Annotated in this window: 12 protein-coding genes, 1 tRNA gene and 1 pseudogene; 6 read left to right on the top strand and 8 right to left on the bottom strand. The window is 60.3% G+C overall.

The window, feature by feature from the left end; genetic code table 11:
• Positions 1 to 174 precede the first annotated feature (174 nt).
• Positions 175 to 645: an Ohr family peroxiredoxin gene (locus AUC43_RS17800; protein WP_068196811.1), complete on the bottom strand. Its 471-nt coding sequence runs from the start codon at positions 643 to 645 to the stop codon at positions 175 to 177.
• Positions 646 to 806: 161 nt separating this feature from the next.
• Here AUC43_RS17800 and AUC43_RS17795 point away from each other — a divergent pair.
• A tRNA-Arg gene (locus AUC43_RS17795) sits at positions 807 to 881 on the top strand.
• Positions 882 to 1,052: 171 nt separating this feature from the next.
• Here AUC43_RS17795 and AUC43_RS17790 read toward each other — a convergent pair.
• Positions 1,053 to 1,535, bottom strand: a complete 483-nt coding sequence (locus AUC43_RS17790) for an META domain-containing protein (protein ID WP_082685187.1) — start codon at positions 1,533 to 1,535, stop codon at positions 1,053 to 1,055.
• A 355-nt stretch (positions 1,536 to 1,890) separates the two neighbouring features.
• On the opposite strand from AUC43_RS17790, the gene AUC43_RS21820 reads away from it, so the two are divergent.
• Positions 1,891 to 3,363 carry an OmpA family protein gene (locus tag AUC43_RS21820; protein WP_199243471.1) on the top strand — a complete coding sequence of 491 codons (1,473 nt, stop codon included), beginning with the start codon at positions 1,891 to 1,893 and terminating at the stop codon, positions 3,361 to 3,363.
• 121 nt (positions 3,364 to 3,484) lie between these two features.
• Here AUC43_RS21820 and AUC43_RS17780 read toward each other — a convergent pair whose 3' ends face one another.
• From AUC43_RS17780 to AUC43_RS17765, 5 genes are all read right to left on the bottom strand, one after another.
• Complete coding sequence (locus AUC43_RS17780; RefSeq protein ID WP_068196799.1) at positions 3,485 to 5,560, bottom strand: outer membrane beta-barrel family protein; 2,076 nt, start codon at positions 5,558 to 5,560, stop codon at positions 3,485 to 3,487.
• A 513-nt stretch (positions 5,561 to 6,073) separates the two neighbouring features.
• The gene (locus AUC43_RS21105) at positions 6,074 to 6,565 is read right to left on the bottom strand and encodes a hypothetical protein (protein WP_157781156.1); all 492 of its coding nucleotides are present in this window, start codon (positions 6,563 to 6,565) and stop codon (positions 6,074 to 6,076) included.
• Between the two features lie 984 nt (positions 6,566 to 7,549).
• On the bottom strand, positions 7,550 to 8,035 hold the full coding sequence (locus AUC43_RS17775) for a peptide deformylase (RefSeq protein ID WP_068196795.1): 486 nt from the start codon (positions 8,033 to 8,035) through the stop codon (positions 7,550 to 7,552).
• A gap of 165 nt (positions 8,036 to 8,200) precedes the next feature.
• Positions 8,201 to 9,259, bottom strand: coding sequence for a response regulator (locus AUC43_RS17770; protein ID WP_068196792.1), 1,059 nt, complete (start codon positions 9,257 to 9,259; stop codon positions 8,201 to 8,203).
• Positions 9,256 to 10,854 (bottom strand): sensor histidine kinase, encoded by a 1,599-nt coding sequence (locus tag AUC43_RS17765; RefSeq protein WP_068196789.1) that lies wholly within the window; start codon positions 10,852 to 10,854, stop codon positions 9,256 to 9,258. Before AUC43_RS17765 ends, AUC43_RS17770 begins: the two co-directional genes overlap by 4 nt.
• 184 nt (positions 10,855 to 11,038) lie before the next feature.
• On the opposite strand from AUC43_RS17765, the gene AUC43_RS17760 reads away from it, so the two are divergent.
• The 4 genes and pseudogenes from AUC43_RS17760 to AUC43_RS21645 all read left to right on the top strand — a co-directional run bounded on the left by AUC43_RS17760 (position 11,039) and on the right by AUC43_RS21645 (position 13,602).
• The gene (locus AUC43_RS17760) at positions 11,039 to 11,356 is read left to right on the top strand and encodes a hypothetical protein (RefSeq protein ID WP_068196786.1); all 318 of its coding nucleotides are present in this window, start codon (positions 11,039 to 11,041) and stop codon (positions 11,354 to 11,356) included.
• Positions 11,357 to 12,328: 972 nt separating this feature from the next.
• Entirely contained in the window at positions 12,329 to 13,216 is an 888-nt protein-coding gene (locus AUC43_RS17750; RefSeq protein ID WP_068196778.1) for a universal stress protein, read from the top strand.
• Positions 13,176 to 13,373 (top strand): annotated as a pseudogene (locus tag AUC43_RS21740) (L,D-transpeptidase family protein); the annotation flags it as partial. The gene AUC43_RS17750 and the pseudogene AUC43_RS21740, both read left to right, overlap by 41 nt.
• 91 nt (positions 13,374 to 13,464) lie before the next feature.
• Complete coding sequence (locus tag AUC43_RS21645) at positions 13,465 to 13,602, top strand: hypothetical protein (RefSeq protein ID WP_233254176.1); 138 nt, start codon at positions 13,465 to 13,467, stop codon at positions 13,600 to 13,602.
• A 145-nt stretch (positions 13,603 to 13,747) separates the two neighbouring features.
• Here the strand turns inward: AUC43_RS21645 and AUC43_RS17740 are convergent, their stop codons facing one another.
• A complete protein-coding gene (locus AUC43_RS17740) occupies positions 13,748 to 14,236 on the bottom strand; it encodes a cation transporting ATPase C-terminal domain-containing protein (RefSeq protein ID WP_157781155.1) in 489 nt (162 codons plus the stop codon).
• Between the last annotated feature and the right edge of the window lie 98 nt (positions 14,237 to 14,334).

The raw sequence follows: 14,334 nt of genomic DNA, 5'->3' as shown, positions 1-14,334 counted from the left end.
AGCTCAAAATTGAGCTGGGGCCTTTCCGTCTTTTGCAGTTAAGCTAAAATATTGAGTCGTGGCACCCCTCTCTTTTGGAGGGGGGGCGGGGGTGAGGTACCACCAGGCAGGACGGCCCGAGAGTTCATACTCCGCTTCCAGTTGAGCTAACAACTGACAACGAGCAACCGACAACTATTTATGCTCGGCTACGCCCAGGTTTTCTTCGGCTGCTACTGGCAGGGGCTTGCCCAACACGCGTAGCTCCACTTCCATGTTGCCGCGGGTGCCCACTGAGTAGGGGCAAATCTGGTGGGCCTGGCGCACCATGGCAATGGTTTTTTCTTCGTCGAACTTCTTCAGGTCCACGTCGAGGATGGCGCTGAGCCCAAAGGCGTCGCCTTCCTGGAACAGCGTCACCGAGCATTTCACGGTGCTTTCCTTATCGAGGGTGTCGCCGGCTTTCAGGGCCGTAACGAGCAACGCCTGCTGAAAGCACGAAGCGTAGCCGGCGGCAAACAGCTCTTCGGGGTTGGTGGCGCCTTTCTTTCCGCCCAAGCCTTCGGGTACCGACATTTCCATATCAATGGCACCCGTGGCGGAGCGGACGTGGCCGCTGCGGCCACCAACGGCCGAGGCATCGGCCGTATACAGGTTCTTTTTCATAAAAGGATGTTAAGGGTTGAGGTTTTAAAGCAAGCACACGGTTGACTTAACTGGTTTTGCGCCCCCTGGGTTTTTACAGATGCGGATAAGGCGCCGAGAATTATGCCGCATATTTGGTCGCCCTTGCTTTTGTGGCTACTTTTGCAGCCCTATCCAGGCCCGGTGATGTCGTACAACGGATAGTATGAGAGTTTCCGAAGCTCTTGATCTAGGTTCGATTCCTAGCATCACCACCAAAAAGCCCCTTCTGCACTAGCAGGAGGGGCTTTTCTCATTCAAAGGGTATCGGTAAGCAGACTGTTCTAGCAGCTTTCCGCGCCTTTCCGAGGGCAGGCAGTCTGCAATTCCTTGAAGAAAGAGGCCCGGCTCTGCGCAGAGGCGTAGTTTCAGGTATCAGCTTCGCTCCATCACTTCTTTCTGGGGGCAGCTCGGAACTGAGCCAACGGCCCGCCCAGGGTATCGGCGGGGTAGAGGCTCAGGGTATTTCCCCGAATGCGGTAGTGTCGCGCTTTATTTAAAGCCTGGAAGAAGGCGGCCTCGGCCGTGAGGTCGGGGCAGGCGCTCCGCGTCGTGACCAGCGGGCCCAGCCGGAGCTGGCCCTGGGCAGGCGCCGTGTAAGGCCCCGAAAACTTATTGCAGCTCGCCCGGCCTTCGGCGCGGGCGCGGCCGTCGTGCAAGACCAGAAACGGGGTTTGCTCCGAAAAGGGCGCCGGTTTGCCACTGAGTTCGCTCAGCTCCCACCGGATGTCGCGCAAGGGGGCCGCCGTGGGAGCCGTTTTGTCGACTGCCGCATCTACCGGGCCGCCCGTGGGCCGTTCGGCCAGTTCGTAGCTGCACGCCGTGGGCACGAGCAGCACGGCGGCCCAACCCAAACAAGCAAGTGGCTTCATCGCAATCAAGGCTTGAATGAAACGTCAGGCTTGTTTACGTGAGCCAACTGGTTTGGTAGACAAGCTCTTGGCCAAGCTCAGCCACTGCTTACGGGCGGCAAGAGGAGGCCACCACCGTGAGCCGCAGGCGAATTCATTAGATGGGGCTGAAAACAGGAGCGGTGCCACTTGCCGAACAGCTCAATTTCGCGGGCACTACACGGTGGCGCTCCGCTAGCATTCGACAATTATTAAGTGTTGCAATTTTTGTTAATTATCTCATCCATAACCTTATGTAATGAAATAAGTATATCCGATGTATTTGCGCGTGCCCGGCCGGGCATTGCGTTCGGACCCTTTAACTCCCCACTGCTTTATGAGACTTACTCTACTCCGCATGCTGGCCCTACTGTGCGTGACGGTGCTGGCAACTTCGCAGGGGCGCGCACAGAATTCCGACCAGCGAACGGCCGTGAGCCTCTCCGGCAGCGCCTACCAGTACAAGGGCAGCCTGGGCTCCGATTTCTGGAAATGGGACCGCAACAAATACGGCCCCGGCATTGGCATCAACCGCTACCTCACGTCCGGTGCCGACCTGGGCCTGCACTTGGGCTATGTTAAGCTGAAAGGCAGCCAGAGTTCCTCCACCTTCTTCAACACCGGCGTGGTGAACGTGAACCTGGCCCTGAAGCTCAAACTCAACAACGGCTGGGCGCTGAAAGAGGAGTCCGTGGTGCAGCCCTACCTGCTGCTGGCCCCGGGGCTGGCTTTCACGAGCCGGGAAGGCCAGGTGCGAGGCCGGAATATCGACGAAAACAAAACCTATTTCGACGCCTTTGGGGCGGCCGGCATCACATTTCGGCTCAGCGATGCGGTGGGCATCTTCCTGCAAACCGGCCAGCACTTCCCGCTCAATGGCAACATCGACGGCGAGTTTAACCGGGACGCCAACAAGATTGACGACCGCTACCTGCAGCACACCCTGGGCGTGACCTTTGGGGTGGGCAAGCCCAAAGACACTGATGCCGACGGCGTGCCCGACCGCAAAGACAAATGCCCCGGCACGCCCGCCGGCGTGAAAGTGGATGCCAACGGCTGCCCGCTGGACGCCGACGCCGACGGGGTGCCCGACTACCAGGACAAGTGCCCCACCGAAAAAGGCCTGCCCACGCTGGAAGGCTGCCCCGACCGCGACAACGACGGCGTGCGCGATAGCGAGGACGCCTGCCCCGACGCGGCCGGTACCGCCGCCCTCAAGGGCTGCCCCGACACCGATGCCGACGGCGTGGCCGACCCCAACGACAAGTGCCCCGGCACGCCCGCCGGCACGCCCGTGGATGCCAATGGCTGCCCGCTGGTGGTGGACAAGGACAGCGACGGCGTACTCGACAGCCTGGACCGCTGCCCCGATACCCCCGCCGGTGCCCGCGTCGATTCGGTGGGCTGCCCGCTGGCCATCGACTCGAAAACCAAGGCCCTGGAAGTACCGGTCCGCTTCCGGACCAACAGTACCACAATCGACCGGCGCTCGTACCCGGCCATCACCCGGATGGTGCGCGCCCTCGCTGCCCACCCCGACTACAACCTGCGCATCACGGGCCACGCCGACAGCCGCGGCACCGAGGAGTACAACCAGGCCTTGTCGGAACGGCGGGCAGAGGCCGTGAAACGCTACTTCACCGGCAAGGGAGTCGACCCCAACCGCATAATCACCGAAGGCCGCGGCGAAACGGAGCCGGTGGTGCCCGACACCTCGCCCGCGAACATGGCCCGCAACCGCCGCGTCGAGTTCCATTTCGACTACATGCCCGCGGCCACGCCCACGCCGCCCCCCACGCCCCAGCCCTAGGCGGGGGCACCGGGCACCGAAGCGTCGGGCACTGAAAAAAATCTCCCGGCTATGGGCCGTCCAATTCCAGTTGGGCGGGCCGTAGCCGGGAGTTTTGCTATGTGGCGGGTACCGGGCCCGACTATATTTTACCGAAGCGGTATGTGAGGGCCGCGTTAAAGCGGCGGATGACCACCCGCGACTCTTGCACCTGCTGGAAGGTGGGGTCGGTTAGCTCACTGGCGGTGCGGCGGTACTGCTGGAAGGGACTGCTGACGGAAAGGCTGAAGCGCGCCTTGTTGTTTTTCAGCAAGTCCTTGTTAAGCGTCACCGTATTCCAGAAGGTGCTTGCCGTCTTTCCCTGCAGCAGAATGCCGGAAGACGAGTAGCCCAGGCTGCCACTGGTGCGCCAGGTTTTGCCGAGCCGGTAGCTGGCATTGCCGGAGGCCTGGAGGGTATAGCCCGCATTGGTGCGGGGCCGGCCACCTAGCTGGCTGCTGAAGCGGGCATAGCCGAGGGCGGTGTTGGCGCTGAGGCTGAGATTCTTGAGCAGCGTGGTGTTGCTATTTAGGGAGAGGGTGGTGCGCTGGTTTCGGCCGCCGTTGCTTGAAGTGGTACGGGCCACCGAGTCGGGCGCGACGGTGGTGAGCTGCTGGATGGCACTGGCCGTGAAATCGTGCGTTAGGCTCGCGTTTATCGACGTGCTTTTCACAAAGCTGCTGAAGCTGGCACTGAAGACGTGGCTGATGGTAGAATGCAGCCCAGGGTTGCCGTAGGAGATGTTTTGCGGGTCGGTCAGGTCCACGTACGGGTTGAGCAGGTACAGCGCGGGCCGTAGCAGGCGCTGGGTGTAGGAGGCGCTGAGGGTACTCGTCTCCTTGAGCCGGCGCGAGACGTTCAGGCTGGGCACCAGGTTGGTATACTGCTGCCGGGCCAGGGTGCCCGAGGTTTTGAAATTGGCATCCACGCGGGTGAGTTCCAGGCGGGCCCCGGCTTGCAGCCGCCACTTGTTCTTCTTCAGAATGAGGCTGGTGTAGGCCGAGTGGATGGCCTGCTGGTAGCCGAAGTTGTTGCTCAACTTGGGGTCCAGCACGAAGACGTCGGTGAGCGAATCCCGGGTTTGGTAGAAGTAGTCGCTGCTGTTGCGTTGGAAGCTAGTTTTCAGGCCCATTTCCAAGGTTTGCTTCCGGATGGGCTGCACGTAATCCAACTGCAGCGTTTGCTCCCGGGTGCGGTCGTCGTTGTGGGTGGTGCTCACCCGGCCCTTGTAGTTTAGCAGGGGCAGCACCGTGAAATCCGAGCCGTTGGTGCTGGTACTGGCGGTCGTTTTGTAAGCCAGAGTGAGCAGCTGTGCCTCGTTGCCCTTGAAGTTGTGCTGGTAGTTCAGCCCCACGTCGTAGCCGGATTGGGCATTCTGGCCGGCGTTCAGGTTTTGGTAGGCCTGCTTCAACTCGCCCGTGCTGTTTAGCCGCTGGGCCTGCTGCACGCTGCTATTGGCGCCGCTGCCCTGGCTCAGGCCATAATTGAGGCTCAACTGATTGTGGGCATTGGGCTCGCAGCCGGCCTCGCCGCTCAGGTAGAAAGAGCGGCTGTTGTTGTTGCTCGTGCCGGTTTGCTCCAGCCGGCTTCGGCGGAGGAAGTCTTCCCGGAACATGCTGCGGCGGGAAGTGGGGCTGGTGCGTTCCTGCCCGCCCGCGTTGGCCGAGAGGCTAAACAGCCCAACCTTGGCTGTGGTATAGCCCCCGTACGACGCGCCTTTGGGGCTGCTGGCACCCGCGTTTACCGAGCCGTTGTAGCCATTAAGGCTTTTTTGATAGGTAATGATATTTAAGACGCCGCCCACGCCCTGGGCGTCGTAGCGGGCAGGCGGATTGGTGATGACTTCGATGCGCTTAATCATGCCCGCGGGCATGCTGCTGAAAACCTCGCTGGGGCTATGCGCAAACAAGGCAGAGGGTTTCCCATTGATGAGCACCTGGTAGCTGTCTTGGCCGTTGAACTGCAGGTTATCGTCGGCATCCACGGTCAGCAGGGGCACTTTGCGCAGCATTTCCAGGGCCGTAAGCGTACTGCTTTCCGGGTCGGCGTCCACGTTGTAGCTGATTTTGTCGAGGTCCTGCTCAGTGAGGGGCTTTGGGGCCACTACCTGGATTTCGCTGAGCTCGGTGGCGCTGGGAGCCAGCACGATGGTGCCCAGGTCGAGCGTTGGGGTAGCCAAGGCTGGAACCTGGATGGTTCGGGACCGGTAGCCGATACAGGCAACGACAAGTTGATGTCGCTTTCCCATAGGAGATTTAAACTCAAATGCACCACTTGATGTCGAAGCAGTGACAACCACGGTTCTGAGCTTTTCAATTTCTTGCAGTAGTACTCGGGCGTAACCAAGGGGTAGCCGATTGACAGAATCTATTAAAATACCTCTAATAATCTTATCCTCTGTTTGTGATTGGCCCTGTCCCAAACAAGTATAGGAACTGCAAAAGCATAAAGCCAATAACAGATTTATTGATATCTTTTTAATGTAAAAAGCTTTCCACATTATGGTGACTTGGTTAGTCTTGGCTTTGACAACATATTATTAGTGCCCCTAACTTTAAAATATTACCATTTAAGCTTTATTACATTGAGGTTTATCACACCTTTCAAACTATCCTATAAAATGCCGATGCCTAATCTGGCCTTTTTATAAGATGTTTTGAAAGGTGTGACTGTCAAATTACTTTAAAAGCTATTATTGAGCTTCTGGTGTTAATAGAAGGCGAGTACCATTGATTACAGCATATACAGCTGTAGGTGTGAAATTAGTGACTTCATAGTGCCATCCATTGCCACCGCCTTGGCAAGAACCAGTAATGAGCACACATAACCCTTCAAGCGAGGCATGGCCATTCGTCACAGGAATAGGTGTAGGTTGAGATGAGTAATTTGTATTCGTCTGCCCGGGTATTGGATGGTCAGGATTACCTTGATTATAGCAATACACTGTGGCATTTCCACTCACTACTTCTATAGATGCCAAAACCGAGCTAACATTACCAAGGCCATAAACTGTCCCGTGTGCACATACTTGATAGTCTTGGTTATTGCCTTGCTGGATAGGACCTGAGGTATAAGTGCCTGGTTCTTTTTTTTGAAAGTGAGGGTTAGCTTTTTGTGCCTGTACAACACTGAAATTGAACAGTGCAATTATGAAGAGGACAAAGGATGAAATATTGGTTTTCATGGCGATAGGTGTTAAAGAAAAATGAATAATGATTTAAAGTGTCGCGGTAGGGCAAAGGCTCTACCATCAGGCAGAAAATCGTTGGTATACAGATTGATAATAAGGCCTTAGGCGAAATTGGGCTACGATGGGTTAATAATCGACGATATTAAACTGACTTATAGGCATCCCAATCAGGCACACAAAGGCCACTTCCTCATAGGCAAGGATGATTTAAGGTTCCATTTTTATACAGGGCCGCACGACAGCCATCGGGCTGTGAGACCGGGTGATACTAGCGCCGCAGCGCGGCAGACCCGGTAATTGACAGGGCATGGGTAGCTGTGTAACCGGGCCCGGTTTGGCACAGCAGCGGGTAGCAACTTCCTGCGAGGAAATTGAGCCGACGTCGGATGAGCTCGCGCCGTCGCGCCAGTAGACCAGAAAATAGGCGTGGGGCTATTCGGGATAGCGAATACTTGCGCTATCGGACTAGCAGTAGGTCCCTAAAGGTTCGTTGTAAGGAGCTTGTAGTGTTTCACCAAATATCAATATCCCGGTATTTTCCACGTATGTGGGCTCACAAGCTAAGCCGTAACAGCTTATGGGTAGATAGCGTCTTAGAAGCCATTTGTTGCCGGTGCTAATATAAAGAGAAAAACCATAAAAAATATCAAAGTTTTACAAAAAATATTCTATTGTTGAGGCTGCTTATTTGCCTTGGCTCAGGGCCAAATAATACTCTGATAACGCGGATATTTATAGATGGCCAGTGCTATAGGTAACAAGCTTCCACGCCATCAAATGGTTAGGGACACTATCAATCCCCTTGCTTACGTTGTTAGATACAAGAATATAGTAAAGAGAATTTTAAGTGGGAGAATGTCCTTGGCAGCGAAGAAAATCTTATTTTTTCGTCACCACGCAGCTATGCAGCCGCCATTGGGCAGCGCAATGCCATTGGGCTCATCTGTACCGATGCTTCGGGTAAGTGCTTTGAGCAAATCAGGGCTTCCACCGAAACGACTGCTGGTCGATGGCGCGCATGGTGCACAGTACGCCGTCGAGGTGGTCGCATTCGTGCTGGAGCAGCTCGGACAGCGCGTCCTGCACCGGCCAGACTTGCGGCTGCCAGTGCTCGTCGAGGTAGCGAACCGTCACGGCCTGGTGGCGCAGCACCCGCACCAGCAGATTGGGGAAGCTCATGCAGTCGTCCCACAGCTCAAACATGGCCTCGCTGTGGTCGGTCAGCTCGGGATTGATGAGCACCATCGGGCGGTCGAGGTTGAGGTACACGAGGCGTTTCATGATGCCCAGCTGCGGGGCGGCGATGCCGCGCCCGAAGTGGTACCGGGCCCGCACTTCGCTCATCACGTTGTGCAGGTCGGCCACCCACCCGGCGAGGTGCGGCAGGTCGGCTTCCACCACTGGCGCACACGCCTCGTACAGGCGTGGGTCACCGAGCAATACCATGTCAGCTAGCGTTTTCATTCGTGAGGGAGGTATAAGGAATGTAGGGGCCTAAAGTAAGGCAGCCCGATTAAGTTGAGCTGACTGGGGGGCGCGAGGTGTGAGCAGCCAGAAGGCAGGAAGCAGGAGCAGGGCACTGAGCAGCCCGAGCACTCCACCACGCAAGCGGCTCGCACCCAAGCCCGGCTACCAGTTGGTGCGCCGGAGCTTCTCGGGCTGCAGCACCCGGATGAAGCGCGGATTCAGCTCCAGGATGCCGGCCTGGCGGAACTCGCTCAGCGTGCGGCTCAACGACTCCGGGGCGGTGCCGATGAGGGCGGCCATGTCGTCGCGCGAGAGGGGCAGGCGTGGGTCGGTGGGGTCGAGGGCGAGCTGCTGGGCGTGGAGGCGCAGGAGCGTGTCGGCCACGCGCTTGCGCAGCGAGTTGTAGGCCATGTCGAGCAGCAGCTCTTCCTGCTCGCGCACGCGGCCAGCCAGCAAGCGCACAAACTGCTGGCTCACTTCGGCGTTGCGATTCAGCAGCTGCGTGAAGTCATCGGCCGGAATGTAAAGCAGCACGGCGTCTTCCACGGCGGTGGCGGTGTCGTGGTGGACAGTGCCTTCGAGCAGGGCTTTGTAGCCGAAGAACTCGCCGGCCTGGTACAGGCCCGTGATGAGCTCCTTGCCGGCGGCCGTGTTCTTGCTGGTTTTCACCCGGCCGCTTTGCACGAAGTACAGCCGGGTGGCCTCGTCGCCCTCGGCGTACACTACCTGCTTGCGGGGCACGGGGTGGGGCTTGCGGTCGGCCGATAGGCTTTCGAGGTTGCCCACCTGCTGGGCATCGTGCAGAAACTCGTTGAGGCCATCGGCCTGCAGGTCGTATTCGGGGCGCAGGGTGGCGAAGCGCGCCAGGCGCCCGCTGATGGCGCTGAGCAGCTCAATTTCGGAAAAGGGCTTGGTCAGGTAGTCGTCGGCGCCCAGCTCCATGCCGCGGCGCAGGTCGGAGCGCTCGGTTTTGGCCGTGAGGAAGATGAAAGGCACGCCGGCCAGCTGGGGGTTTTGGTTGAAGATGTGGAGCACGCCGTAGCCGTCGAGCACCGGCATCATGATGTCGCACACCACCAGGTCGGGTTTGGTTGCCAAGGCTTTTCCCACGCCTACTTTGCCGTTTTCGGCCGTGAGCACCGTGTAGCCCGCCAGGGCGAGCAGCTCGGCGGTGTTTTCGCGAATGAAGTCGTTGTCTTCAATCAAAAGAATGGTTTTCATTCGGCGGCGTGCGTTTGGTAGGGGATGGTGACGGTGACGGTAGTGCCCACGCCGAGGGTGCTGTGCAGGGAAATGGTGCCGTTCATCAGCTCCAGGTATTTGGCAATGATGTACAGGCCCAGGCCGGTGCCGGGCACGTTGGTAACGTTGCGGGCCCGGAAGAAACGCTCGAACAAGTGCTCCTGGTCTTCGGCCGAAATGCCCACGCCCTGGTCTTCCACCGTGAGCGTGAGCACGCCCGCCTCGCAGTGGGCCCGCACCCGCACCCGGGCATTCTCTCCGGAATACTTTAAGGCGTTGGAAAGCAGGTTGACCAGGATTTTGCGCAGCAGCGAGGGGTCGAGCCACACCGTTTCGGGGCAGTCCACGTCCTGCTCGATGGCTTGGCCGGGCTTCATCAGGGCCTGCACATCGGCCACGGTGCTCGTGAGTAATTCCAGGATGCTGAGCTCGGCGGGCCGGGCCAGGATGTTGCCTTCTTCGATGCGCCCCACGGAAAGAAACTCCTCCAGAATGTCGTTGAGGTGATTCACAGACTGGCGGATGCGCTCGAGGTGGCGCTGGCGCTGGGCCTGCTGCCCGGCCTCGGGGTACTTCTCGATAAGGGCAGCGGAGGAAAGCACCGCCGTGAGCGGCGTGCGAAACTCGTGCGAGGCCATGCTCACGAAGCGCGACTTGAGCTCGCCCAATTCCTGCTCGGCCGCCAGGGCCTTGGCCAGCTCGTCTTTGCGCTGCTCCAGCTGCTCGAGCGTGCTGAGCAGCGCGTGCGTGCGCTCGGCCACCTTCTGCTCGAGCTCGGCGTTGAGGCGCTCCACCCGCTGGCGCTGGGCAATGAGCTCGCGCTCGGCTTCCTTTTTCTGGGTGATGTCGACGCTGTAGGACACCACATAAAGCTCGTCGTCGAGGTGGAAATAGCTCAAGCTCACTTCGACCGGAAAGACCGAGCCGTCTTTGCGCAGGCCCTGCAGGTTGCCGCGGTGGGCGCCCATGGCCCGCACCGATGGCTGGGCGTTGAACGACGCCCGCAGCCGGTCGTGCCGGCGGCCCGGGACCATGGGCACCAGCTGGTCAATCTTGTGGTGGGCCAGCTCGCCCTCGGCGTAGCCAAACTGCTGGTGGGCCATCTGGTTGGCCGATACGATGGCGCCCGCGCCGTCGCACACAATGATGCCGATGGTGGCGTTGGCCACCACCGCCTCGAAGCGGCTCACGCTTTGCGCCAGGTTGTGCTCGGCCTGGTGCAGGCGGTCGATGTCGCTGATTCTCACTAAAAAGTACAGCTTGCCTTCGATGAAAAAGCCCGTCAGCTCCACCCGGGCCCAGAACGTGTCGCCGGTTTGGCGGCGCAGCACGGCCTCAAATTCCCGGTGGCCGGCGGTGGGGTGGTCGGCGTCGCTTTCGCCCTGGGGGCGCAGGCGCAGAGTGCGGTCGGGGTCGTCGTAGAGGGCCTGCGCCGATGGGTAGCCCAGCAGCCGGTACCCCGCCGGGTTGACCTGGGTAAACCAGTCCAGCTCAACATCATAAACCCCCACAAATTCGGAGGCCTGGTTGAGCAGAATATCGGCTAGCGCCCGCGCAAAAGGGTCGTGCGGCATAGGGAAAAGCAAAACAGCGGCGCCCGGCCCACCCGCGCCCAATCGTGGGAGTTGCCCGTGCGCTAGCGGATGATGAAGGTCAAGCGTCCGCATGAGAAACATCATGGGGAGGCCGCGGGACCGAAAAGTAATTTTACAACAACAATCCGACTTACTAATTGACTTCTACTCACTCGCATCCCTGATGGTTCCTGTCTCAACCTCACCTGTGCTGCTGGGTACAGCCGTGTTGCTGGTGCTTTTGCCACCGGATTCTACCACTCAAGCCCCCGTCGAGCCCGGCATTAGGGCCGCGCTGCGCAGCCTGCAAGACCAGCTGGGTAGCTCCATTCGGGTGCTTACCATCGATGAGGCCAACCACCCGGCCGTGGTGCGCAGCTTCGGGCTCGACGAGCTGCCGGCCTGCGTGCTCGTGCGCCAGGGCGTGGAGCTGTGGCGGCAGCAGGGCCTCCCGGCCGAAGATGGCCTGGCCTCGACGCTGCTGAGCAAGGTGAGCCCCTAGACCCGAACGGGCGCCGAATAAATGGCCGGCCTGCGAGGCAGCTGGCCATGGCCATAAACTGGGCCGCAACCTGTTAGATTCTGCTCGCGTCTTTCACTGGTACTGCCGAGGCCCGGGTGCGATTCCATCGTTTTAGCGCGGTTTATGTCACTGTTTGGTTGGTCGAGCTTACTAGCACTGCTGCCGAGGAACACCCCAGAGGTGAGGCCCCGGAGCGGCCAGGCGCTCAGTGCCTATCCGCCGGAAACGGCTGGGGCAACCACACCTGCCCTGGCGACTGTCGGCTTAAAGGTGGCGTTGCTGCGCTGCCAGTCTACCCACCGCCTCATCATTGGGCACCCCTGCCGACCTGCGCCCCCGCTCAGCCGCCAGATTGCGTCCGAGAGCGAGGCGCCGCAGTGGCGCGTGGCTTGCCGCTTTGCCACCCGGCCACGCCGGTCCTGCGCGCAGGCCACGGCCCGTGCCTTCTCAGCTCGCGGATTGTCCTTTTGCGATGCCATTGATTCCAAGGGTTTTGAATGGCCCGCCTGCTCCCCGAAAAAAGCTTGTATCTACCAGCAGCGCCCCATGCGCCTGGCAGCGTTGCTGCTAAGGCCCGACAGTGCGCAGGCTACCATGCCCGCTATAGCCAAGGGTGAACCAGCCCCCGAATTCCGCAGTTTACACCTGAGGCATTCTATGCCCTTGCACGTGCGCTATGCCACCTGTGCGGTGGCTGCTGGCCAGCCTCGGCTCTACCCCGAGGCATAGGGCCGGGAGGCTGCCCCTGGCAGCAATTATTGGACAGCCGAACCACTGACCTTTTGTGGGTAAGCCGGCCCCGGGCGGGCCGTCCGGCCGCTTCGGCTCCATTCGCAAACCGCTCTGCCGTAGTCCCGTGGTGGCCGGCCAGCTGCTAAGCTTCCGCGCCTTTGCGGCCCTTCACTCCAACGCCCTGTCCTCATTGAACGCTCTTCCTGCTTTTCCGCCACCATGAAAACCATTCTCGTTCCCATCGACTTCACGGAGCCGTCCGAAAATGCCTTGGTGTATGCCAACAGCCTGGCCGCGCGCCTGCCCGCCAGAATCGTGCTGGTAGACAATGGCTCGGCCGACGAACCGCCGCCTGAGCTGCGCGCGGCCCGCCTGCGCCGCCTCGAAGCGCTGGCCGAGCGCCTGCGCTACCAGCAGCTGGCCCGCCAGAGCGGCCGGCGCATCAATTACTGGTACCACTTGGCCACCGGCCCCATTCCCGATGCCCTGGAGGCGCTGGTGACCGGCTACAAGGCCGACCTGCTGGTGACCGGCCTGAACCTGACCAAAGGCACCGCCTCCACTGCCGCCGGCGACGCCGTGACGCTGCTGCCCGACCAATTGAGCTGCCCCGTGCTCATCGTGCCGCCCGGCCACCACGAGCTGCCCACCTACGTGGTGGTAGCCGGCAATTTTGCGCACTTCCAGGGGCAGCGGCTGGCCTGGCTGCCCTGCCTGGCCCGCACCACCAGCGCGCACTTCGACCTGGTGCAGTTTCAGCCCGACGACAGCATGTGCCTCGGGTCGTTGAAAAAAGCGCTGCTGAATGCCCACGCCCACCTGCCCAGCGCCGCCGTGCACATGCTGCCCCAGGAAGACGCCTTGGAGGGCATCAGCGGGTATTGCTCGCAGCATTCAGCCGAGCTGCTGGTAATAGCCAGCTCGGCCGGCGAGCTGTTGCACCAGTTTTTCAACCCCAACGCCACCCGGGCCAATCCCTACCACCTGTGCATTCCGGTGCTGCTGCTCCCCACCTGGACCCGGCCCACCGAGGCCAATTGGGCGGAATGCAGTTTAAAGCTGGCCGTTGAAAATAGAATGGCAGACGTTTCCATGGAGACGCTGTAGGCCGGGTGCCGGCAACATCGTTTTTCGGTTCGATTACCCATACTCCATCTACCTGCACGACACGCCCTATCGGGAGCTCTTTACGCAGCCCGGCCGGGCGCTGAGCAGCCACGGCTGCATCCGGCTGGAAAGGCCCCTGCAGCTGGCCAAGTACCTCCTGCGGCGCGACGGGCGCCCGGTGCGGCTGCCCAGTGAGGACGCCTTTGCGGGGGCAGCTGCCATTCAAAGACTACATCCTGCGCCACCCCATGCCGCTGTACGTACGCTACGCCACCTGCGGAGCCGAGGCGGGAGCGCTAAAATTCTATGCGGACCCGTATGGCTGCGACGCGACCCTGCGCCGGGCCCTGTTTCCGGCTCCAGCAAAAGCCGGTTCGCCGATGTAAGGGTTTGAAATTGAGCTAAAAAATCAAGGTTTTTGCCCCGAACTGGGCATTCAGCCAATACCAACCGTCACCCCGCGCGCCGGCGCAGGGTTTCGGGCCATGGCGCTTCGGGTCAGCGCTTTGTATCCTTCAAACCACCCCGTCCTCAGGGCCGCCACCCCGTCCTCAGGGCCGCCACCCCGGCGCAGGCCGCCAGCTGCGGCCAGGTGAGCGGCTGCAGCTGAAATAGATGCTGCAACGCGGGCACGTAAAGGTACAGGGCCAGTAGCAGCAGGGTGAGGCCCACCATGGCGGGCAGCAGCGGGTTGTGGTAGCGCAGGGTGGTAAGCAGCGTGTGCTGCCGGGACCGGCTGACCAGGGTAAGCAGCACATTGGCCAGCACAAGGGTGGTGAAGGTCAGGGCGCGCGTCAGGGGCTCGGAATAGCCCTGCGCCAGGGCGTAGCCGGCCATGCCCAGCACGCCGGCCGCTACAACCAGCCCCTGGCCAATGCTCAGGGCCAACTCTTTAAGCTGCAGAAAGGAAGTAGTGGCCGGGCGGGGCGGGCGCTGCATGGTGCCCGCCTCGATGGTCTTATTCTCAAAGACGATGGAGCAGGTGGGGCCCATGAGCAGCTCGAGGGAAATGACGTGCACCGGCCCAGCAGCACCCACGCTTCGGTGTAGCTCCCAATTTTGAAATAGACGCCCGCCGTGAGGACCAGCACCACAAACATGGGCTCGACCACGATGCT

Source organism: Hymenobacter sedentarius, from assembly GCF_001507645.1.
Lineage (GTDB): Bacteria > Bacteroidota > Bacteroidia > Cytophagales > Hymenobacteraceae > Hymenobacter > Hymenobacter sedentarius.
Note: the sequence above shows the minus strand (reverse complement) of the source record. Positions and strands in the feature narration are given on the sequence as shown.